The sequence below is a fragment of the Patulibacter sp. genome (assembly GCF_030655195.1).
Lineage (GTDB): Bacteria > Actinomycetota > Thermoleophilia > Solirubrobacterales > Solirubrobacteraceae > Patulibacter.
Genome location: NZ_JAURWA010000066.1, coordinates 1 through 21,245, shown reverse-complemented (window position 1 = coordinate 21,245; position 21,245 = coordinate 1). Strand labels below are relative to the sequence as shown.

20 protein-coding genes, 1 tRNA gene, 1 pseudogene and 1 riboswitch are annotated in these 21,245 nt (G+C 75.5%); of the genes and pseudogenes, 7 read left to right on the top strand and 15 right to left on the bottom strand.

The genetic code is table 11. From position 1 onward, the window contains the following. The 3 genes from Q7T67_RS07095 to Q7T67_RS07085 all read right to left on the bottom strand — a co-directional run. The coding region (locus tag Q7T67_RS07095) for a hypothetical protein (protein WP_304787453.1) at positions 1-217 on the bottom strand (217 nt) is incomplete at its 3' end. After that, the gene (locus Q7T67_RS07090; RefSeq protein ID WP_304787451.1) at positions 214-891 is read right to left on the bottom strand and encodes a response regulator transcription factor; all 678 of its coding nucleotides are present in this window, start codon (positions 889-891) and stop codon (positions 214-216) included. The genes Q7T67_RS07090 and Q7T67_RS07095, both read right to left, overlap by 4 nt. Positions 892-915: 24 nt before the next feature. Continuing rightward, a complete protein-coding gene (locus Q7T67_RS07085; protein WP_304787449.1) occupies positions 916-1,386 on the bottom strand; it encodes a hypothetical protein in 471 nt (156 codons plus the stop codon). A gap of 133 nt (positions 1,387-1,519) precedes the next feature. Between Q7T67_RS07085 and Q7T67_RS07080 the strand changes: the two genes are divergently transcribed. Continuing rightward, a complete protein-coding gene (locus tag Q7T67_RS07080; protein WP_304787447.1) occupies positions 1,520-2,659 on the top strand; it encodes a glutathione-independent formaldehyde dehydrogenase in 1,140 nt (379 codons plus the stop codon). A gap of 10 nt (positions 2,660-2,669) precedes the next feature. Here the strand turns inward: Q7T67_RS07080 and nhaA are convergent, their stop codons facing one another. Continuing rightward, complete coding sequence (nhaA, locus tag Q7T67_RS07075; RefSeq protein ID WP_304787445.1) at positions 2,670-4,547, bottom strand: Na+/H+ antiporter NhaA; 1,878 nt, start codon at positions 4,545-4,547, stop codon at positions 2,670-2,672. Positions 4,548-4,698: 151 nt separating this feature from the next. On the opposite strand from nhaA, the gene Q7T67_RS07070 reads away from it, so the two are divergent. Next, positions 4,699-5,682, top strand: a complete 984-nt coding sequence (locus tag Q7T67_RS07070) for a magnesium and cobalt transport protein CorA (RefSeq protein WP_304787443.1) — start codon at positions 4,699-4,701, stop codon at positions 5,680-5,682. Positions 5,683-5,706: 24 nt separating this feature from the next. On the opposite strand, the gene Q7T67_RS07065 is transcribed toward Q7T67_RS07070, so the two are convergent. The 3 genes from Q7T67_RS07065 to Q7T67_RS07055 all read right to left on the bottom strand — a co-directional run bounded on the left by Q7T67_RS07065 (position 5,707) and on the right by Q7T67_RS07055 (position 8,636). Further along, entirely contained in the window at positions 5,707-6,312 is a 606-nt protein-coding gene (locus Q7T67_RS07065) for an RES family NAD+ phosphorylase (RefSeq protein WP_304787441.1), read from the bottom strand. Next, positions 6,287-6,967, bottom strand: a complete 681-nt coding sequence (locus tag Q7T67_RS07060) for an antitoxin Xre/MbcA/ParS toxin-binding domain-containing protein (RefSeq protein ID WP_304787439.1) — start codon at positions 6,965-6,967, stop codon at positions 6,287-6,289. Before Q7T67_RS07060 ends, Q7T67_RS07065 begins: the two co-directional genes overlap by 26 nt. Positions 6,968-7,070: 103 nt before the next feature. Beyond that, positions 7,071-8,636, bottom strand: a complete 1,566-nt coding sequence (locus tag Q7T67_RS07055; protein ID WP_304787437.1) for a CHAD domain-containing protein — start codon at positions 8,634-8,636, stop codon at positions 7,071-7,073. A gap of 258 nt (positions 8,637-8,894) precedes the next feature. On the opposite strand from Q7T67_RS07055, the gene Q7T67_RS07050 reads away from it, so the two are divergent. Both Q7T67_RS07050 and Q7T67_RS07045 read left to right on the top strand, forming a co-directional pair. Beyond that, on the top strand, positions 8,895-9,284 hold the full coding sequence (locus tag Q7T67_RS07050) for a response regulator (RefSeq protein ID WP_304787435.1): 390 nt from the start codon (positions 8,895-8,897) through the stop codon (positions 9,282-9,284). A 61-nt stretch (positions 9,285-9,345) separates the two neighbouring features. Then, positions 9,346-10,605 (top strand): MFS transporter, encoded by a 1,260-nt coding sequence (locus Q7T67_RS07045; RefSeq protein WP_304787433.1) that lies wholly within the window; start codon positions 9,346-9,348, stop codon positions 10,603-10,605. Between the two features lie 77 nt (positions 10,606-10,682). Here Q7T67_RS07045 and Q7T67_RS07040 read toward each other — a convergent pair whose 3' ends face one another. The 4 genes from Q7T67_RS07040 to Q7T67_RS07025 form a co-directional block, all read right to left on the bottom strand. Next, a complete protein-coding gene (locus Q7T67_RS07040) occupies positions 10,683-11,069 on the bottom strand; it encodes a metalloregulator ArsR/SmtB family transcription factor (RefSeq protein WP_304787431.1) in 387 nt (128 codons plus the stop codon). A gap of 4 nt (positions 11,070-11,073) precedes the next feature. After that, positions 11,074-11,146 (bottom strand) — tRNA-Ala (locus Q7T67_RS07035). Between the two features lie 59 nt (positions 11,147-11,205). Further along, positions 11,206-12,504, bottom strand: a complete 1,299-nt coding sequence (locus Q7T67_RS07030) for a CdaR family transcriptional regulator (RefSeq protein WP_304787429.1) — start codon at positions 12,502-12,504, stop codon at positions 11,206-11,208. Between the two features lie 213 nt (positions 12,505-12,717). Then, positions 12,718-14,265 (bottom strand): aminotransferase class V-fold PLP-dependent enzyme, encoded by a 1,548-nt coding sequence (locus Q7T67_RS07025; protein ID WP_304787427.1) that lies wholly within the window; start codon positions 14,263-14,265, stop codon positions 12,718-12,720. A gap of 30 nt (positions 14,266-14,295) precedes the next feature. After that, a riboswitch (SAM riboswitch) is annotated at positions 14,296-14,417 on the bottom strand. Positions 14,418-14,598: 181 nt separating this feature from the next. On the opposite strand from Q7T67_RS07025, the gene Q7T67_RS07020 reads away from it, so the two are divergent. Together Q7T67_RS07020 and Q7T67_RS07015 are read left to right on the top strand one after the other, a co-directional pair. Then, positions 14,599-15,687 (top strand): alkene reductase, encoded by a 1,089-nt coding sequence (locus Q7T67_RS07020; RefSeq protein WP_304787424.1) that lies wholly within the window; start codon positions 14,599-14,601, stop codon positions 15,685-15,687. Positions 15,688-15,805: 118 nt separating this feature from the next. Then, positions 15,806-16,612 (top strand): SDR family oxidoreductase, encoded by an 807-nt coding sequence (locus Q7T67_RS07015; RefSeq protein ID WP_304787422.1) that lies wholly within the window; start codon positions 15,806-15,808, stop codon positions 16,610-16,612. Between the two features lie 285 nt (positions 16,613-16,897). Here the strand turns inward: Q7T67_RS07015 and Q7T67_RS07010 are convergent, their stop codons facing one another. From Q7T67_RS07010 to Q7T67_RS06995, 4 genes are all read right to left on the bottom strand, one after another. Then, positions 16,898-18,325: a cation diffusion facilitator family transporter gene (locus tag Q7T67_RS07010; RefSeq protein WP_304787420.1), complete on the bottom strand. Its 1,428-nt coding sequence runs from the start codon at positions 18,323-18,325 to the stop codon at positions 16,898-16,900. A 134-nt stretch (positions 18,326-18,459) separates the two neighbouring features. Next, positions 18,460-18,876, bottom strand: a complete 417-nt coding sequence (locus Q7T67_RS07005; protein WP_304787418.1) for a hypothetical protein — start codon at positions 18,874-18,876, stop codon at positions 18,460-18,462. Between the two features lie 71 nt (positions 18,877-18,947). Then, positions 18,948-19,586: a response regulator transcription factor gene (locus tag Q7T67_RS07000; RefSeq protein WP_304787416.1), complete on the bottom strand. Its 639-nt coding sequence runs from the start codon at positions 19,584-19,586 to the stop codon at positions 18,948-18,950. After that, entirely contained in the window at positions 19,583-20,908 is a 1,326-nt protein-coding gene (locus Q7T67_RS06995) for a sensor histidine kinase (protein WP_304787414.1), read from the bottom strand. Before Q7T67_RS06995 ends, Q7T67_RS07000 begins: the two co-directional genes overlap by 4 nt. Positions 20,909-21,064: 156 nt before the next feature. Here Q7T67_RS06995 and Q7T67_RS06990 point away from each other — a divergent pair. Beyond that, positions 21,065-21,245, top strand: a pseudogene (locus Q7T67_RS06990) (hypothetical protein); the annotation flags it as partial.

Below are 21,245 nucleotides of genomic sequence, written 5' to 3'. Positions count from 1 at the left end.
CGGGCAGCGCGAAGGCCTGCCGACCGACGGCCGCGGCCTGGCGCGCGCGCACCTGCAGCGAACGGTCGAGGTCGGCGCGGTCCGCCCGCGTCGCGGAGTCCAGCACGAAGACGCCGGCGGCCAGGAGCGCGAGCGCCGCGGCGAGGGCGGCGGCCAGGGCCACCCGGCTCCGGAGCCGACCGAGGGCGACGCGCACCGCGTCCACGGGCGTGCTCACGGCCGCAGCACGTAGCCCTCGCCGCGCACGGTGTGGAGCATCCGGGGCGCGCCCCCCGCCTCGAGCTTGCGGCGCAGGTAGCCGACGAACACGTCGACCACGTTCGTGCCGACGTCGAAGTCGTAGCCCCACACCTGCTCGAGCAGCTGCGGGCGGCTGAGGACCGCGCCGGGATGGTCGGCGAAGCACGCCAGGAGCGCGAACTCGCGGGCCGTCAGGGGGACCGCCTCACCGTCGACCGAGGCCTCGAGCGACCGTCGGTCGACCCGCAGCGGGCCGACGTGGCGGACGTCGACCGCCGCGGGGGCGCTGCGGCGCAGGAGCGCCCGGAGTCGCGCCACGAGCTCGCGGGTCTGGAAGGGCTTGGCGAGGTAGTCGTCGGCGCCGGCCTCGAGCCCGTCGACGCGGTCGTCGAGGCCGTCGCGGGCCGAGAGCACGCAGATCGGGGTGTCGTCCCCGCGCCCGCGCAGCCGCCGGATGACCGCCAGACCGTCGGTCCCCGGCATGCTCATGTCGAGGACCAGCGCGCGCGGCGGCCGGGCCGCGACCTCGCGCAGCGCCTCCTCGCCGCCGGCGGCGACCCGGACGACGAAGCCCTCGAGCCGCAGGGCGCGCTCCAGGGCCCTGCGGACCCCGGGATCGTCGTCGACGATGAGGACGGTCGCGGCGGTCACGGCCGGTCGAGGCTACGGCAGCCGCTACCCACGCCGCTCCGCCTGCAGGGCCTTGCGGGCGGCCGGCAGGCCCTTGCCGTCGCGCACGAGCTCGACGAGCCGGTCCGCGCGCTCCTGCTTCAGGCGCCCCGCCTCGACCTGCTTCGCCAGCCGCTGCTCCACCCGGTCGGCCCGGCGGTCGCGGAGCTGCTGCACGCTGAGCCCCTGCTTCTCCGCCCGGGCCCGCTCGCGCTCGGCGCGCTGCTCCTTCGCCTCCTGCTGCAGCTCGGTGCGCGCCCGCTGCAGGTCGGCCACGGACACGCCCAGCTTCTTCGCGAGCGCGGCCTGCCGCTGCTCCTGCGCGGCCTCGCGGCGCTGCTCGCGCTGCTCCTTGCGGGCCCCGTCCTTCGTGCCGGACGACCCGGAGGTGGCGGCGACGGCGGCGGTCCCGCCCCCGAGGGTGATGGTGGCGGCCACCGCGGCGGCCACGAGCTTCGAGCGATCGATCTTCGTCATGGAGGAGATGCTGCCGGGCGTCTCTGTGGGGACGGTGAGAGGGGTGCGCCTCCTCCCGCTCGGGTAGCGACTCGCCCGCGACCCCGGCGCCCCGTGCCGGAGCCGTCCCCTCCCCCGAAGCGAAGGATCCCCCATGAAGGCACTCGTCTACAACGGCCCCCGCGACGTCTCGATCGACGAGGTCCCCGACGCGACGATCGAGCGTCCCAACGACGTCGTCATCAAGCTGACGACCACGAACATCTGCGGCTCGGACCTGCACATGTACGAGGGCCGCACGGACCTCGAGCCCGGGAAGGTCCTCGGCCACGAGAACATGGGCGAGATCGTCGAGAAGGGCGACGGCGTCGAGACCCTGCAGATCGGTCAGCGCGTCGTCCTGCCGTTCAACATCGGCTGCGGCTTCTGCAAGAACTGCGAGGCCGGCAAGACCGGCTTCTGCCTGACGGCGAACCCCGGGACCGCCGGCGCGGCGTACGGGTTCGCCGGGATGGGCCCCTACGACGGGGGGCAGGCCGAGTACCTGCGCGTCCCGTTCGCGGACTTCAACTGCCTGCGCCTGCCCGAGGGCGCGGAGGAGAAGGAGCTCGACTACGTGATGCTGTCGGACATCTTCCCCACCGGCTGGCACGCGACCGAGCTCGCCGGCCTGCTGCCCGGCGAGTCCATCGTCATCCAGGGCGCCGGTCCCGTCGGCCTGATGGCCGCGCACTCGGCCGTCATCAGGGGCGCGTCGAAGGTCATGGTCGTCGACTTCCACGACGACCGCCTGAAGCTCGTCGAGCAGCTCGGCGCGATCCCGATCGACCCCCGCAAGGGTGACGCCGTCGAGCAGGTCCTCGAGCACACCCGCGGCGAGGGCGCCGACCGCGGTGCCGAGACCGTCGGCTACCAGTGCCACGACCACCACGGGCACGAGACGCCGAACCTGACGATGAACCAGCTGGTCGCCATGGTCCGCCCGACCGGCGGCATCGGCGTCGTCGGCATCTTCCTGCCCGAGGACCCCGGGGCCGAGGACGACCTGGCCAAGGAGGGGAAGATCGCCTTCGATTATGGCCAGTTCTGGTTCAAGGGCCAGTTCGTCAAGAACGGGCAGGCGAACGTCAAGCAGTACAACCGCCGCCTGCGCGAGCTGATCACCGAGGGCAAGGCCCAGCCGTCGCGGATCGTCTCGCACGAGCTGTCGCTCGACGAGGCGCCCGCCGCGTACAAGTCGTTCGACGAGCGGCAGGACGGCTGGACGAAGGTCGTCCTGCACCCCGGCGCCTGAGCGCCGGGCCTCACCGGGCGGAGGCGTCCGCCGCGTCCAGGTGCCGTAGGAGCGTCGCGGCGTCGTAGTCGCCGTCGAGGGCCTCGCCGTCGAGGAACAGGGTCGGCGTGCTCGTGACGCCGCTGCGGGCCGCGCTGTCGACGTCCGCCTGCACGGCGGCGAGGCGCACGTGGTGGCGCAGGTCGTCGGCCATCCGGTCGGGGTCCAGGCCGACGGCCTCGGCGATCCGGAGCAGGTCGGCCGGACCCAGGTCGTCGCCGACGGGGTGGTCGAGCAGCCGCTCGTGCATCTCGGCGAAGCGCCCCGCGCTGGCGGCGGACACCGCGGCCTCCGCCGCGAGGGTGGCGCTGGGGTGCCGGTCGTCGTTGGGCAGGTGGCGCAGCACGACCCGCAGCCGGTCGCCCGCCTGCTCCCGCACCGTTCGCAGCTCACGTCCGAGCGTCCGGGTCGCCGGGCACTCGTAGTCGCCGAACACCACGAGCGTGTGCGGTGCGTGCAGCGGACCCAGGACGTGCTCGCCGTCGTCGACGGGCGGATCGAGGTGCCGCGGGCCGAGGTCCTCCTCGTCAGACGCGCCGGCCCGGCGGCGGGCGAGGGCGAACGTGCCCGCCGCGGCCGCGATGGCCGACGCGACCAGGACGCCGATCTTCGCCTCGTCGCGGAGCGCCTCGTCCGAGAACGCGAGCTCGGCGACGAACAGCGACACGGTGAACCCGATCCCGGCCAGCGTCGCGGCCCCGGGCACGTGGTGGCGGTGCATTCCCTGGGGCAGCGGCCCGACGCCGATCCGGACGGCCAGGAGGGTGCTGAGGCTGATGCCGAGGGCCTTGCCCCCGACGAGCCCGACGATCACCCCGATCGTGACGGGGGACGTCTGGGCCCGCCCCAGGGCGTCGCCGCCGAGGGGGACCCCGGCGTTGGCCAGCGCGAAGAGCGGCACGACGAGGTAGCTCGTCCACGGGTGCAGCGAGCCCTGGAACCGCTCGTTCGGGGAGACCGCCGCCGAGAGCTCGAGGACGGCGGCCCGGCCGCCGGCGGGCGTCGGCTCGCGACGGAACAGCCGGGTGACGCTGGCGGCCCGCTCGACGTCGGCGCGCTGCGGCGGGTGCACCGCCGTGATCAGCCCCATCGCGACGCCGGCGATCGTCGGGTGGATGCCGGACTTCAGGGTCGCGTACCAGAGCACGAGGCCTGCGACGAGGTACGCGGGTCCCCGCAAGACCGGCCCGAAGCGGCGCAGGAGCACGATCGCGACGAGGATCCCGGCGGCCGCGGCGAGGGCTCCGAGGTCGATGCCGGAGGAGTAGAAGATCGCGATGACCGCGATGGCACCGACGTCGTCGACGATCGCGAGCGTCAGCAGGAACACCCGGACGCCGGGCGACACCCGGTCGCCCAGGAGCGACAGGGCGCCGAGGACGAAGGCGATGTCGGTGGCCATCACGATGCCCCAGCCGTGCGCCCCCTCGCCACCGGCGTTGATCAGCACGTAGAGCAGGGCCGGGAACGCCATGCCTGCGACGGCGGCGATCGCCGGGATCGCGGCGGCCCGGCGGTCCCGGAGCTCCCCCAGCTCGAGCTCGCGGCGGATCTCGAGGCCCACGACGTAGAAGAAGAACGCCATCAGGCCGTCGTTGACCCAGTGGCGCAGGTCCTCGTCGACGCCCGACCCGGCGAGGTCGATCGAGAGGTGCGCGCCCCAGAGGTCCTCGTAGGCGCCCGACAACGGCGAGTTCGCCCAGACCAGCGCGACGAGGGTGGCGACGAGGAGCAGCCCGGCGCTGCCGGTCTCGGTCCGCAGGAACGCCCGGAGCGTCCGCGATCCGCGGTTCGTCCACGGGGTCCGCGGCGGCAGGACGGAGGGCGTCGGGGAGGATTCGGTGTGCACGGGGCTCCAGGAGGGGTCGACGACGTGTGTCGACGACCAGGCTTCCCGTCACACCGGGGCCGATCGTAGAGGATGGGCGGCCCGTCGACCGCCCCGGCATGGTCTCGCGACGGTCACGCCGGTGGTCCTTCGAGGGCGTAGGGTCGCGCCGGTGATCGTCGGCCGGGCCATCTACCGCGACGGGCGTCGCCTCGACACCCCGGAGGACCTGGCGGAGCTGTTCGCGTGCTGCCGCCTGCCCGACACGGTCGTCTGGCTCGGCCTGCACGAGCCGACCGCCGAGGAGTTCGCCGAGGTCGCCCACGAGTTCGACCTGCACGAGCTGGCGGTGGAGGACGCGATCCTCGCCCATCAGCGCCCGAAGCTCGAGCAGTACGGCACGACCCGGTTCCTCGTCCTGCGGTCCGCCCGCTACGTCGACGAGACCGAGACCGTCGAGTTCGGCGAGGTCCACCTCTTCGTCGGACCGGGCTTCGTCGTGGTCGTCCGCCACGGCGACGCGTCGCAGCTGAAGGGCGTCCGCGACGCGCTGGAGGGCCGCCCCGACCTGCTGCGCCTGGGCGAGATGGCGATCATGCACGCGATCGTCGACCGCATCGTCGACGACTACGCCCCCGTCGTCGCGGGGATCGAGAACGACGTCGACGAGATCGAGGACGACGTCTTCGACGGGTCGCCGGCCGCGTCGCGCCGCATCTACGAGCTGACGCGCGAGGTCATCGAGTTCCAGCGGGCGGTGCAGGCCTTGCCGGACATGCTCGGCCGCCTGATGGCCCACGACGCCGTGGGCGAGGAGGAGCGGCGCTACCTGCGCGACGTCCAGGACCACGCGCTGCGCGTGCGGGAGCAGGCGGCGGGCTTCCGCGAGCTGCTGCAGAACATCCTCAACGTCAACCTGACGCTCGAGACGAAGGCGCTGTCGGAGGCGTCGATCGCCCAGAACGAGGAGGTCAAGAAGATCTCCGCGTGGGCCGCGATCCTCTTCGCGCCGACGCTCGTGGGGACGATCTACGGGATGAACTTCAAGAACATGCCCGAGCTGAACTGGCAGCTGGGCTATCCGATGGCGATCGTGATGATGCTCGCCGTCGGCTGCGTCCTCTTCGGCGTGTTCAAGTGGCGCCGCTGGATCTGAGGGGTCGGCCCCGGTCCCGGCCGCTCAGGACGTCGGGCGCGCGCTCCGCGGCGGGTGCTCCGCGACGCGCCTGACGAGGCCGACCGGCGGGCTGCCGACCGCGACCACGGCCGCCGGGACCTGGCTGCGCAGGGCGGGCCGGCGCTGCCAGTCGATCGCCCGCTTCGCGCCGAAGATCGTCAGGTTCGTGTGCCCGTCGAGCGCGGCGCACGGGGAGAGGACCCCGGGGCACCCGTCAGCGCGCAGACGCGCGGCCAGCGCCTGGCACGGCCCCCAGTCCGGTGCGGTCAGGGCGGCCGCGTCGATGCCGTGGGTCGCGCACGTCGCCGGGTCGCGCAGGTCCACGAAGGTGCCCCGCGGGACGCGGCAGGTCCAGATCGTGCGGCGGACGAGCGCGGCGGTCGCCTCGTCGACGACCTCCTCCTGACGCAGGTGCTCGGCCCACGCGCCGTCGGGGTGCAGCGACCAGTACTGCGTCGGCGGGTCCCCCGCCGCGTTCCACCGTGCCGCGAAGCTGTTGTCCCGCGCCCAGAACGGCATGTCGTAGTCCGTCTGCCGGAATGCGATCAGCTCCGCCGGCGCGTGCTCGACGAGGCCGGGGAGCTCAGCTCGCGAGCTGCGTGCGGCCACGTCGTGCGAGGTCGGTCAGGTGCTGCTCGTAGCCGTGGTCGCCGAGCACGTCCAGGGGCGTGCGGCCGTCGAGCGCCGTCCGCGGCCGGTCGAACCAGGCCACCACGCCCTCGTCGGTCCAGCCGGCGTGCAGCAGCGCGACGAGCCCGCGGACGAGCTCGAGCCGCGCGGTCGGCGGGCCGTCGTCCCCGCGCATGCGGGCCACCGTGCGCCGGTCGACCCCGAGCAGCCGGGCCAGCTGCGTGACGGTCACGCGCGGGAGCCAGGCGTCGAGCTGCGCGAGGGCGTCCTTCGTGGTGGCCCCCGCCGGCGGCCGACCGTCGAGGACGTCGCGCACGATGTGGCGGATCGCCTCGGCCTCCATCAGCGCCTCGTCGGCGACGTCGAGGGGCGCCCGGTCCTCGTCGGCGTCGAGCGTGACCAGGGTCAGCAGCCGGCGACGGAGCTCGTTCGACGTCTCGGCGTCCAGCGGTGCCACGAGTCCCTCGTTGGCCGCGACCGCCAGCCGGCGCAGCGTCCCCGCCAGGCGGTCGAGGAGCTCCGGGTCGACGGCGCCCTGCTGCGCGGCGTCCTCGATCGTGCCCTGCCACCGGGCGAGACCGTCCTCGACCTGCTGGAGCGTCGCGCGCTGCGCGGGCTCGAGTGTCGCCGTCATCCCGCCTCCCCTGATGGTCGCCTCGTGTCCCATGGGTGGGACACCGATGGACATGACGATACTCCTCGTGCGGGGCCCGTGGGGCCGGTCCCCGCGCCGACGCCTACGCCGCGGCGTCCTCCTGCCACACGTCGACCAGGCGGCGCAGGCGCTTGGCGTGCGCCTTCGGGCTCTCCGCGTAGACGCGACGGCCCAGGACCAGCGCCTCGCCGAGCAGCTCAGCACGCCGCCGGTCGATCAGCTCGAGGAGCCCGTCGACGTCGGCCGTCGGGTCCGCGACCGGCCCGGCGACCAGGCGCTCGTGGAGCACGAACAGGTCGTGGTCGTCGCCGAGGATCTCCGACAGGTGGTGGGCCTCCTCGGCCTGGCTCTCGACGACCGGCGCCCACGCGTTGCGCAGCAGCAGCCCGTGGTACCAGAGGTCCTTCACGCGCTTGCGCCACTCGTGCAGCTCCTCCGCGCTCGGCGCGTCGCCGGGCCCGGGCAGCTGCGCGCGACCGGCGGCGTAGGCGATGCCCTCCCCGGCCAGCAGCTCGTCGCGGCCGGCGGCGTCCAGCGGCCAGGTGTCCACGTGCGCCCGGACCTCGCGGATGCCGTCGAGCGCCTCGGCCACCGACGGCGCGGGTCGCGGCGCCCCGGAGCCCGAGAACTCGTGGCGCACCGCCTCGAACGTCGCCGACGGCAGGCGGCCGACGTACCGCTCGGCCAGGTCGTCGACCGTCTGCACGAGCACGTCGGCGTCGCGCGCGGCGGACAGCGTCGCGGCGGCGGTGCGCAGCGTGGCGTTGTCGCGCCGCGCGACCTTGCGGCCCACCGCGGGGCGTGCGAGGCGCAGCAGCGCCCGGGTCTTCTTGATCCGCTTGCGCGCGTCGTGGATCGCCTTCGCCGGATCCGCCTCGAACCGCTCCTCGAGCGCCCGGACCGCACCGTCGAGCTGGTCGCCGGCGCTGCGGCGCAGCCCGTCGCCGAGGGTCTCGTCCGTGCCGATCTGGAATCCCATGGAGTCCCCCTGCCCGGCGTGGGGCGCGGAGAACCGGGTGGGGCCGTCGGGCGCCGGCGGGGCCGCGTCTCCGGGAGGCGCGGCGGGGTCGGCGGGTGGTGCGGCGAGCGTGGCGAGCTCGGCGTTGCGGTAGCGCCGGTCGTCGGTGACCTCGGTCAGCAGGAACGCGGGCGGGCGGAACGCGCGGGCCGCCGCGGCGTCCTCGAACTCGACCTCCGCCAGGATCAGACCGCGCAGGTCCCCCCGGAAGTGGTCGACGGTGAAGACCGTCCCCCGGCCGGCGGCGTCGTCGGTCCGGAACTCGATGCGGACCTTCTCCACGCGGCGGCCGGCGGTCAGCCCCCAGAGCTCGTCGAACGCCGCCTCGTCCACGTCGACCTCGACCTCGACGCGCGTCACCGCGCCGTCCGGCGCGGCGGCGGTCGCGGCCTTCGTGGTCAGCTGCCGCGTCTCGCCCTCGTCCTCCCCGGCGTCGCCCGCGTCGCCGTCGCCGTGCGGTGCGGTCCGCGGATCGACGGGGCGCGCATGCCGGACCCGGACCTCGGGATCGGAGCCCGGCGGGGTGACGTACCCCTGGCGGAGCAGCCACGCCCGGGACGCCCGCACCGACGGCGGCCAGGCCCCGGGATCGGCGTCGACGAGGAACTTGCGCTCGATCTCCAGCCCCATCGCGAGAGCCTGCCAGATCGGCGGGGCGGTCCCGGCGGCCCACCGACCCGGCAACGGTGTCGGACCTGGCGTGCCGCAGGGCGCGGGGGCCCGCCACCGCCGTCGCACCGACACCCTGCGGACGGCCACGGCCGGAACGGCCGGGGACGAACGTCCGCGCGCCTTGTCCCATCCTGGCCGCGGGGCGACAGTGCGCCGCATGCAGCCGGCGGCGACCGCCGTCGGGAGGATCATCTGGGACGAGAGGACGTGGTGTGTATGGCACGGGTGCTCGTGGTCGAGGATGCGCTCGAGGTGCTGGATCTGGTCGTGGCCCGGCTGCGACGCGGCGGTCACGAGGTGCGGTGCTCCCCCGCCGATCCGCCGGTCGCGGCCCGGCGGTCGCAAGCGTTCTCGCCGGAGGTCTGCGTGGTCGACGTCGCCCTGCCGGAGGGCGCGGGCCTGCGCGCGCTGCAGGCCCTGCGCGCCGCCGACGCCGACGTGCGCCTGATCGCCTGCACGGCGGCGGGTGTCGATGTCAACGTGATCTCCGCGATCCGCAGCGGCGCGACGGAGGTCGTCAGCACGTTGCACGGATTGGAGGTCGCCCTCGGCCAGTCCCCGCGACCGCACGGACGACCGCACCCCCGGCGGCTGCTGTCCTCCTGACCCGCCGGTCGCCCACCTGCGCCCAAAGTAGCGGTTCCTGTGCATATGCAAACATCTACATATGCACGGGAAGCCCTCCAGCTCGGCATCCCCGCTCCGCGACCGGACCTACCGGCGGCTGTTCGCCGCACAGGTGATCGCGCTGCTGGGAACCGGGCTGAGCACCGTCGCCCTCTCGCTCTTGGCCTACGACCTGGCCGGGGACGACGCGGGGGTCGTCCTGGGCGTCGCGCTGGCGCTGAAGATGGTCGCCTACGTCGTCGTGGCCCCCGTCGTCGCCGGGTTCCTGCAGCGCGTCGAGCGTCGGCGGCTCCTCGTCTCGCTCGACCTGGCCCGGGCCGCGTGCGTCCTCGTGATGCCGTTCGTGACGCAGGTCTGGCAGGTCTTCGTCCTCATCCTCGTCCTGAATGCCTGCTCCGCCGGATTCACGCCGACGTTCCAGGCCGCGATCCCGGACGTCCTGCCCGACGAGGAGCGCTACACGCGGGCGCTGTCGCTCTCCCGCGTGGCCTACGAGCTCGAGAACCTGCTGAGCCCCGCGCTCGCGGCCGTCGCCCTGCTCGCCGTGAGCTTCCACGCGCTCTTCGCGGTCAACGGCGTCGCGTTCCTCTGCTCCGCCTCACTGGTGCTCTCGGTGACCCTGCCCGCCGCCGCTCCCGCGGTGCGCTCGACGGTCGGGTCGGTCGCCGAACGCCTGAGCTTCGGCACGCGACGCTACCTGCGCGTCCCGTGCCTGCGAGCCCTCCTCGCCCTGAACCTCGCGGTCGCGGCGGCCGGCGCGATGGTGATCGTCAACACCGTCGTGCTCGTCCGCGGGGACTTCGGCCGCGACTCCGAGGTCGACGTGGCCCTCGCGCTCGGCGCCGCGGGCGTCGGATCGATGCTCGCGGCGCTCCTGCTGCCGCGCATCCTCTCGCGACTCGGCGACCGCGCGACCGTCCTGACCGGCGGCGCGCTGCTGCCGGTCGGCCTCCTGGCGACCGCGGCCCTGCCGAGCTACGCGGCGCTCCTCGCCGTCTGGGCGGTCCTCGGGGTCGGCCTCGCGCTCGTCGAGACGCCCGCGGGCCGCCTGGTCCAGCACTCCGTCGGCGACGGCGACGGCCAGGCGCTGTTCGCCGCCCAGTTCTCGCTCTCGCACGCCTGCTGGCTGCTGACGTACCCGATCGCCGGGGTCCTCGGCGCGGTGCTGGGCCTCGACGTGGTCGCCGTGATCCTCGCGGGGATCGCCGCGCTGGCGTCGGCCGGGGCGGTGCTGCTGTGGGCGGGGCCGCCGGTCCCCGGCCGGCTCCCGCGGCACCGGCCCGGCGCCCGACGGGCCTGAGAGACGACCCGCCCCCGCGGCCCGTGGGACCGAGCGATCGATGTCCGACGGCCCCGGTGCACCGCCGGTCGATCGCCTCAGACCCCGCGCGCGACCGGGGTCTCCGGCTCGACGACCGCGTCGTCCGGGTCCTCGGCGGTGAGGACGTGCTCGTGGTGGTGGCGCATCGCCGCGAGCAGCACCGGCAGGTGGTGGTCGTGGAGCCGGTAGAAGATCTGCCGGCCCCGACGCTCCGACGTCAGCAGCCGCGCGTCGCGCAGCATCCGCAGCTGGTGGGACGTCGCGCTCTGCGACAGCCCCGACGCCTGCACGAGGTCGTCGACCGGCCGCTCACCGTCCAGGAGCGCCCAGAGGATGCGCAACCGGCTGGCCGTCGCGAACGCCTGCAGCGAGGTGGCCAGACCCTCGGCCTCCGCCGCGCTCAGCGGCCGGGCGGCCGACGAGTGCTCGGACGGGTGCGGCATGGAGTGGAGCCTGGGGGATTCGAACCCCCGACCCCCTGCTTGCAAAGCAGGTGCTCTACCAACTGAGCTAAGGCCCCTCGGGACGAGAGGGTAGCGAGCCGGCCACGTGCCCAGCCGGGCGGAGCCGGCCGCGCGCTCAGCCGGGCGGCGCGGGCGGGGTCGGGGCGATGACCCGGCCGGGGGTGCGCACCGCCAGGGTGAGGGCGGCGTGCAGGGCCGCGCGGCCGGGGGCGACGGGGACCCCCAGCTCGCGCTCGGCCCGACGGATGCGCGTGTAGACGGTGTTCTTGTGCACGTGCAGCGACGCGGCCGCCCCGATGTGGCTCCCGCCGTGGTCGAGGAACGCCAGGGCCGTCTCGCGCAGACCGGCCGCGACCTCGTCGCCGCGGGCGAGCGGGCCGAGCTCCCGTTCGACGAAGCGCCGCGCGCGCTCGGGATCGGCGCCCAGGAGCGAGACCAGCTCGACGCTGCGGTACGAGGCGGCGGCCCCCTGCAGGTCGCCGTGGAGGTCGGCGGCGTGGCGGGCCTCCTCGTGCGAGACGCGGAAGCCGTCGAGGTCGTCGGCCGGTCGACCCACGGACACCCGCACCCCCGGGACGGGCCGCAGCCGCGCGATCCGCGCGTCGACCTCGTCCGCGTCGACCCCGGGCGTCTGCGCCCATGCGCGCACGGCGGTCGTCGAGCTGGGCACGAGCAACGGCTCGCCACCGCCGACGGCGGCGACGGCGGCGCGCGCCGTGCGCTCCAGGACGCCCGGGGCGACGGACGGGCCCGCGGGGTCGGCCGAGACGATCAGCGCGGTGTGCGTCCCGCGCAGGCCGTAGCCCAGGCGCCGGCCCGCGACGTCGACGTCGTGCTCCTCGCCCGCCAGCAACGCCTCGACCGTCTCGGCGCGGACGGCGGCGGCGCTGCGGATCCAGCCGTCGCGCTCGTCCTGGTAGACCTCGGTCGCGTCGCGGGCGACCCGGTCGACGTACTCGAACAGCAGGGCCGTGGCGATCCGCAGTCCCTCGCCCGCGGCCGGGTCGCCGAGGGTGCGCAGCCGGCCGGCGAACGTCTCCCACAGGTGGTTCTGACCGAACCGGTACGCCCGCATGAGCACGGGCAGCGGGATCCGGCGGTGGACGAAGCCGGCCGCGTACTCGCGGCCGCAGTCCGGCACGGCGACGTCGTCGAGCGTCCCGCCGCCCTCGAGCAGCCCGAGGATCTCCTCGACGTGCGCGCCGCAGCACGCCTCCGTCTCGGCGAGCATCGCCCGCTGCTCGCGGACGTCCGCGAGCTCGGGGATCCGCGCGTGCAGGGTCCGGGCGATGTCGCGGCCCTGGGCGCCGCCGTCGATCGCGAGCGCCCGCAGCAGCTCGTCGCGCACCGCGGGCCCGACCGTCGGGTCGGCCGGGGTCGCCGGGGGGATCGAGGAGGTCTCGGGCGGGGGCATCGGGCTCCTGCCGCACCGGTCGCCGTGACGGGACCGGCGGCACGTCCCGAGCCTACGCCGTACCCCGCGACGGATGGGGTCGCCGGGCGCCCGGACCCCCCGGTCGGCCAGTGCGCCGGGACCCGCGCCCTCCCCCGGGCCGACGCCGGACCGCGCGGCCGTCCCTCCCCCGGACCCGGGGACGGACCGCGCGGCCGCTCCGCGGCGCGGCGGTCAGCCGTTGCCGCAGGGGGACCGCGTCGCCGGGGTCGCCGACTCCAGGCCCAGGTCCAGGCCGGTCCAGGCGGCGAGGTCGCGCGTGTCGTGCTCGGGGACCCAGCCGCCGGGCGTCTCGCAGTAGGCGTGGCGCGGGCCCTCGTCGACCAGGCGGCGCAGGGCCTCGACGAGACGGTCGGCGTCCGCGGCCCGCGAGCCGACGCCGAAGCTCGCGCGCAGCGCACCCTCCGGCCGCCCGAAGCGGTTCAGGAGGGGGTGCGCGCAGAAGCGGCCGTCGCGCACGCCGATGCCGTGCTCGGCGGAGAGGTAGGCGCCGACGAGCCCGGGCGCGTAGCCGTCGACCGCGAACGCGACCACGCCGATCGCCTCGCCGTCGCCCTCCCAGATCCGCAGGGCCTGCACGCCCTCGACGTCGGCGAGGCCGTCCAGGACGCGCCGGCGGAGCGTCTCCTCGTGGGCCTCCCGCGCGTCGTCGTCCAGCGCGCCGAGGGCCTCGAAGGCGGCGGCGATCGCGACGGCCCCGACGAGGTTGGGCGTGCCGCCCTCGTGGCGCGCCGGGCCCGGGGCCCACTCCACGGTGGTGGTCAGCGCGGGGCCGGTCGCGGCGGGCGTGGTCGTCGGCTCGGGACCGGCCGACGGCCCGACGGACGGGCCCGGCGTCGCGGGGATCTCGGGGGTCGCGACCTCGCGGACCGCGCCGCCGCCGGCGAGATACGGCGCGGCGGCGTCGAGCCAGTCGCGCCGTCCGACGAGGACGCCGCTGCCGTAGGGGGCGTAGAGCTTGTGCCCCGAGAGCGCGAGGTAGTCGGCGCCGAGGGCCACGAGGTCGACGGCGCGGTGCGGTGCGAGCTGGGCGGCGTCGACGAAGAGGCGGGCGCCGTGGGCGTGGGCGATCGCGGCGGCGCGCTGCACCGGCAGCAGCTCGCCCGTGACGTTCGAGGCGCCGGTCAGCGCGAGCAGGGCGGCGGGCCGGCGGGCCAGCTCGGCGTCCAGCCGCGCGAGCGTCTCCTCGATCGAGCCGGCGTGCGCGACGCAGCGGTGACCGGCGGCGCGGGCCCACGGCAGCAGGTTGGCGTGGTGCTCCAGGTCGAGCGTGACGACCTCGCCGGGGACGGCGGACGCGAGCAGGTTCGTCGCGTCGGTGGTGTTCCGGGTGAAGACGACGAGGTCGTCGGCGCGGGCGCCCAGGGCGGCGCCGACGCTGCGGCGGGCGGCCTCGTAGAGCGCGCTGGAGACCTGGGACGGCAGCCCGGCGCCGCGGTGCACGCTGCCGGAGAACGGCAGGACCCGCGCGACGCGCTCGGCGACGGCGGTCAGTGCCGGGGCGGTGGCGGCGTAGTCGAGGTTGGCGAAGCGGACGGTGCTGCCGTCGAGCAGCGGCACGCGCAGGTCGCCGCCCACGACGGGGAGCAGCGGACGGTCGGCGGTCGCGGCCACGGGCTCGGCGGCGGCCGTGGGGATCGCCGCCGGGGCGGGCGTGGTCGGCGCGCTGCTCGCGGCGGCACGGTCGACGGCGTGCGGACGGACGGTCTCGATGGTGCTCATGGGTCTCCGTTGGTTCCGGGACCCGACGAGGTCCCGCGCTTGCGTGCGCAGACCCCTGCGGCCTGCGCGGCCTGGTCTCTCACCCGGGGCACCCCACCGCGGTGGAGGGTTGCCGGCCAGCGAGCCGGGGCTTGTCGCTGGCGCTCTTGACCGCGGTCGAATATAGCCAAACCCCATCGGGTTTTGCAACAAGACGTCGACCGGTGCCCGATCACCCGTCTCGACCGCCCCGATACGGGTACCTGCGAGGGTAGAAGTCCTTGTGTCGGCAACCAAGTCGCGCGCCCGACGGCCGCGACGACCGCCGACCACTCCACGACCCCGAGGTCACGCATGTCCTACGACACCCTCTTCAAGCCCCTCTCCGCCCCCGGTCTGGAGCTGCCCCACCGCATCGCTCTGGCGCCGCTGACCCGCAACCGCGCCGTCGGCACGGTGCCCGCGGAGATCAACGCCGAGTACTACGGCCAGCGCGCGACCGCCGCGATCACGATCTCCGAGGGCTCGTCGCCGGCGGCCGTCGGCCACGGCTACCTCGACATCGCGGGCGTCCACACGGACGAGCAGCAGGCCGGCTGGAAGCTCGTCGCCGACCGCGTGCACGCCGAGGGCGGCCGCCTCTGGGTCCAGCTCATGCACTGCGGCCGCGTCGCGCACCCGCGGTACACCGACGGCGTCACGCCGGTCGCCCCGTCCGCCGTCAAGGCCGACGGCGAGGTCTGGACCCCCGAGGGCCAGGAGCCCTTCGTCGAGCCCCGCGCGTTCGAGACCGACGAGCTCGAAGGCGTGAAGCAGGACTACGTCCAGGCCGCGGAGCGCATCGTCGCCGCCGGCGGCGACGGGATCGAGCTGCACGCCGCCAACGGCTACCTGCTGCACCAGTTCCTCGGCACGAACACGAACACCCGCACGGACGGCTACGGCACCGACGCCGCCGGCCGCGTGCGCTTCGTCGTCGAGGTCGCCAAGGCCACGGCCGACGCGATCGGCCCGCTGAAGGTCGGCATCCGCATCTCGCCCGAGCACCCGTTCAACGACATGCAGGACGAGGGCTGGGAGGAGACCTACGACCTGCTGCTGAAGGAGCTCGCGCCGCTGGGCCTCGCCTACCTGCACGTGCTCGAGCCCGCCCCGGACGAGTCGCTGCCGAAGACCCGCTTCGCCCGCGAGCGCTGGACCGGCACGCTGATCGGCAACCACGGCTTCGGCGAGGCGTACGACTACGACAAGGCCGACGCCCTGATCGCCGACGGCACGCTCGACCTGATCGCGGTCGGCCGGCACTTCCTCGCCAACCCGGACCTGCCCCAGCGCCTGGAGCAGGGCGCCGAGCTGAACACGCCGGACGAGGACACGTTCTACTCGCGCGGCCCCGAGGGCTACACGGACTACCCGACGCTCGCCGAGGCCGGCAAGGCCTGAGGACCGGACCGCGGGACGGGCGACCGTCCCGCGGCCGGCGGCGAGGGGTGCGGGTGAGGACGCCCCGGACCCGCCGCCGGACCGGGCCCGCCCGTCGCCCGCGGCCTAGGATCGGGCGATGGAGATCGCCGGACAGGTCGTGGTCGTCACCGGAGGCGCGTCGGGCATCGGGCGGGCGATGGCCGAGCGGTTCCTCGCCGACGGGGCGCGCGGCGTCGTGGTCGTCGACCTCGACGAGGCGGCAGCACGGGCCGTCGCGGAGCCGGGGGGCGAGCGGGCCCTCGGGCTGGGGTGCGACGTCACCGACCCCGACGGCCTGGCCGCGGTCCTCGCGGCCGCGACGGACGCGTTCGGCCCGGTCGACCTGTTCTGCGCCAACGCGGGCGTGGCGGTCGGCGAGGACGAGCAGACCGCCGACGACGTGTGGGACCTGGCGCTGGCGGTCAACGTGCGGGCGCACGTCCTCGCCGCGCGGCTGCTCGTCCCGGGCTGGATCGAGCGCGGGCACGGCTACTTCCTGTCGACGGCGTCGGCGGCCGGGCTGCTGACCCAGGTCGGCTCGGCGCCCTACAGCGTGTCCAAGCACGCGGCCGTCGCGTTCTCGGAGTGGCTGTCGGTGACCTACGGCGACCGCGGGCTGCGGGTCAGCTGCCTCTGCCCGATGGGCGTCGACACGCCGTTGCTGAACGGCGGCTTCTCGGCGCAGGACGGGGAGACCACGACGGCGGCGGCCGTCGTGCGCGACGCGGGCCGCGTGCTCGCGCCGGACGACGTCGCGGGGATCGTCGTCGACGGGCTGCGCGAGGAGCGGTTCCTGATCCTCCCGCACCCCGAGGTCGCGACCTTCGAGGGCCGCCGCGCCGCCGACCACGACCGCTGGATCGCCGGGATGCGGCGGCTGCAGGCGGCGGCCGGCGGGGCCTGACGCGACTCCGGCGGGGCCGATCCGGTCGTGGTCGGGACCGGCGCTGGCCCGATCGTCGTGGTCGGGGCGGGCGGGGCCGCGAGCAGCGGCCCCGCCGGCCGCCTCCGCACGACATCCCGGTCCGCTGTCACGAACCGGCGGGCCCGTCCGTTCTCCTGACGCGTGAAGGTCACGTGCGTGTCCCGTCCCCGCGCCGGCGGGCACCGCCGGGGGTCCTCCCCGGCGGTGCCCGTGCGGCCGCACGGGGGTCCGGCCGTCCCGCCGGCCCGGCCCGGTCGTGGCCGCTCAGCCCGGGCCCGGCTCCGTGTGCACCACGACGTCGGCCAGCCGCGGATGGGCGATCCGCAGGTCGCGCTCCAGCTCGCTGGCCAGATCGTGGGCGGCCAGGAGCCCCGCGGCGGCGTCCGTGGCGACGGTCAGGAAGAGGACCGGGCCCACGTCGGTCTCGCGCAGGTCGCACTCCAGCGGCTCGGCGCCCAGCAGCGCGACGACGGTCCCGAACAGGTCGTCGGCGTCCGCGCCGTGCAGCCGCTCGGGCCGCAGCGCCACGGGGCCCTCGATCGGCTCGAGGTGCGTGTGCACGGCCTCGACCCCCGGGCGCAGGGCGGAGATCGCGGCCTCGACCCGCTCCGCGGCGGTGTGGGCGTCGCGCAGCGAGCTGTCGGCGTCGAGCTTCAGGTGCAACGCGACGATCGACGTCCCGCGGTCGGTGTAGATCGCGATGTCGTGGGCGTCGCGCACGTCGGGGTCCGTGAGCGCGGTGGCCAGGACCTGCTCGCGCAGGTCGGCCCCGGACATCCGCGGCTCGGCGTGGACCACGACGTCGGCGGACGGGACGGCGGCGCGGATGGCGGCCTCGACCCGGTCGGCGGTCTCGTGGTCGGCGGCGACGGTCGTGGCCGGGGAGACGCCGAGGGTCACGTCGGCGAAGACCTGGCCGCCGACCTCGCGCAGGCGCAGGCGGCGCAGCTCGGCCTGCGGGGCCGCCTCGCCGATGGCGGCGGTGATGGCGGTGCGCTGGTCCTCCGGCGCGAAGTCCATGAGCGCGCGCACGTTCTCGAAGGCCAGCCGTCCGACCGCGACGAAGATGATGCAGGCGACCAGGAGCGCGGCGATCGCGTCGCCCGCCGGGATCCCGGCGGCGACGAGCGCCAGGCCGATCAGCACGGCGATCGATCCGGCCATGTCCCCGGCGAAGTTGAACGCGTTGGAGCGGAACGCCGCGCTCTCCCAGCGGCGTGCGGCCCGCAGCGAGATGACGATGCGGCTGACGTCGATGACGAGCGCGAGGCCGATGACGACGAAGACGTACCAGCTGGCGTCGACCTCGTGCCCGCCCTCGATCAGCAGGCGCACCGCCTCGAAGCCGATGATCAGGCCACCGACGAACACGATCGCGGCCTCGCCGAGCGCGGCGATGTTCTCGGCCCGGCGGTGCCCGTAGTTGTGGTCGCCGTCGGCCGGCTTGATCGCCAGCCGGATCGCCAGGAGCGTCAGGAACGCGGCGATCACGTCGCCGGAGGACTCGATGCCGGCGGAGACGAGCGCCAGGCTGCCGGTCAGGAGTCCGGTGCCGAGCTTGAGCACCACGAGGACCATCGCGGCGGCCAGCGACCACAGGGCGGTCTTCCGCTGCAGCCGGGCGTCGACCGCGATCTCCTCGGGCGTGCGGTCCTGGGCCGCGGGAGGCGTGACGGTGTCCGCGGCGGCCATCAGGCGACGCAGGATAGGCACCTCGGGACGTCCCGTGGGCCCTTCGGCGGGCCACATCCCGGAGTGCCGGGCGCCCCTCATCCTCGGGTCGTGGGCGCCCCGCGAACCGGGGTTTCGGCGGCCCACGAACGGGGTCAGCCCCGGAGCGTCGCCCCCACCGCGCACGACGTTCCGCGCGGGCCGCTCGCCCGCACGTCGACGCGATCGGCCCCGGGCAGGTCGCGCAGCGCGAGGCGCTGCTCGATCCGGCCGGACGACGAGATCGTGCGGGTCCCGCGCCAGACGACCCGCGCCTCCTGCACGACGACGATCCTCCAGCGCTCGCCGGCGCGGCCGCGCTCCAGCTTCCAGTCCGTCCGGATCGCGCCGTCGCGGCCGCGCAGCTCCAGCCGGGTCCGGGCAGCCCGGCCGCACCCGGCGGACGTGCGCACCCGGGCCTCGTCGCCGCCTCCGCCACCGCGACCGCCCCGCGCCTGGGCGGCCGGTGCGCCGAGGGTGGCCACGGCGAGGACGGCGACCAGGACGGCGACGGGACGACGGGCGACGGGCACGCCACGATCGTCGCGGCCGTCCGGTCCCGTCCGCAATGCGACCTTCGTCCCGGGACGGCCGTCGCGCCCGCTCACCGCTCCGGGTCCCCGGTGAAGCCCTGCCGCTCGGCCCACAGGGCGGCCTGGGTCCGGTCCGTCACGCCGATCTGGCGGAAGACCTGCGTCAGGTGCGACTTGACCGTCTTCTCCGAGATCTCCAGCCGCCGGGCGATCAGCTTGTTCGGCAGGCCCTCGACCAACAGGGCCAGGACCTCGCGCTCGCGTCGGGACAGTCGTTCGAGCGGGTCGGGCTCGGCGCGTGCGGCCAGCACCGTGCGCGCCGCCCGCGGGTCCAGCGGCGACTCGCCGCGGGCCGCCGCCCGGATGCCCTCGCCGACCTCGGCGGACGACGCGTCCTTGAGCAGATAGCCGCAGGCGCCCGCCTCGAGCGCGCCGAGGATCCGCCGGCGGTCGGAGAACGCGGTCAGCACCAGGACGGCGGTCCCTGGGCGCTCGACCCCGATCCGTCGGGTCGCCTCGATCCCGTCGAGGACCGGCATGTCGAGGTCCATCAGGACGACGTCGGGACGCAGCTCGACCGCGCGGTCGACCGCCTCCTGCCCGTCCGCGGCGACGCCGACGAGCTCGAGGCCGTCGAGGCCCTCGATCAGGCGGCCGAGGCCCTCGCGGATGACGCCGTGGTCGTCGGCGATCAGGACGGTGGTGCTCATGCGGGCAGCTCCAGGTGCATCGTGGTCCCGTGGCCGGGCCGGGAGTCGAGCGTCAGGGTGCCGCCGGCCTGGGCGACGAGGTCCTCGACCAGCTGCAGGCCCAGGTGCCCGTCGGCGCGGCTCGCCGCCCGTTGCTCCTCGGTGGACCCGCGCCCGTCGTCCGTCACGGTCAGCGCGACGCCCGACGCGGTGGCCCCGACGCGCACGACGACGCGGTCCGGCGCGGCGTGCTCGCGCGTGTTGCGCACCGCCTCGCGGGCGGCCCGGTAGAGCAGCTCGTCGTGGCGGGTGCCGCGCAGGACGGTGTCGTCCACGTCGAGCTCCGTCGCGATCCCGGCCGCGCGCAGCGGGCTCAGCAGGTCGGCCAGCGCGGCGTCCAGGCCGGTGCTGAGGATCGTCGGCGGGTGGATCTCGACGAGCAGCGTCCGCAGGTCGCGCACGCCCTGGCGCAGCCGGTCGACGCTGTCGTCGAGGGCCGCGGCGCGCGCGTCGTCCCCGGCGCGGCGGGCCTCCTCGGCCAGCGGCGCGAGGCCGAAGGCGACGCCCGCGAGGTCCTGCACCGCGCCGTCGTGCAGGTCGGCCGCGATCCGCCGGCGTTCGCGGCTGGAGGCCTCAACCGCCGCGGTCAGCAGGCGCTCGCGCTCGGCGTGCCCTCGCCGCAGCCGCCGGGCCATGCTCCACGCCAGCGGCGCCTGGAACAGCAGCAGGACGGCCAGCCCGCCGATCAGCGGCGGGGCGAGCGCGCCGAGGAGCCGCTCGCCGCTGGCCGACACGGACGAGAACCGCTGGTAGATCTCGAACAGGACGGGCGTCCCGTCCGGCAGCCGCACGACGGTGTGGGCCTCGAGCAGCTCGCCCTGCGGCCGCTCGAAGACGTTCTCGGGATCGCTCAGGTCGCTCAGCTCGGCCTCCGCGCCCCCCGCGTCGAAGAGCTCCAGCTCGTCCTCGCCGAGGGCGTAGCGCCGACCGATCAGCCGGGGCTCGTCGGAGTAGAGGATCCGCGCGTCCCGGGTCCAGACCTTGACCCGCACGATCGAGCCGCCGAGCACCTGGGCCTGGACCACGTCGTCGAGCCGGGCGATCGACCCGGGCGTGCCCCGCAGCAGCCCGTCGGAGAGCCCGGCGACCTCGACCAGGCGGCCCTCGGCGAGGACGCGCTCCTTCGTGTCGCGGGTCGCCTCGTCGATCGTGACGGAGCGCAGGGCGAAGAACCCGCCGACGACGACCACGGCGATCGCGGCGACGCTCCCCAGCATGAAGCGCAGGACGGCCGCGGTGGTGCCGGGTGGTCGCCGGGCGGGGCTGGGGGTCGCGGAGGGCACCTCCGTGCATGGTGGCGCACCCGCGGGCCGACGTCGGCGGACTCCGACCAAGGTCCGGTGGTCCCGGTCCCGGGGGCGACGAAGGTCCCGTTGCGACCCGGACCGCCGGGGCCGCAGGGTGATGGACGACCGAGCACCCCACCCAGGAGTTCCACCATGCGTCACAGCACCACCATCGCCACCGCCGTCGCCGTCGCCGTCCTCGCCGTCCCCGGCGCCGCCCTGGCCCGTCAGGGCGCCGACGACGGCCCCGGCGACGACCGCGGGGGCGCCGCCGTCACGACGACGACCGGCACCACGACCGCGACGACGCCGACGGCGGCCGGCACGGCGAGCA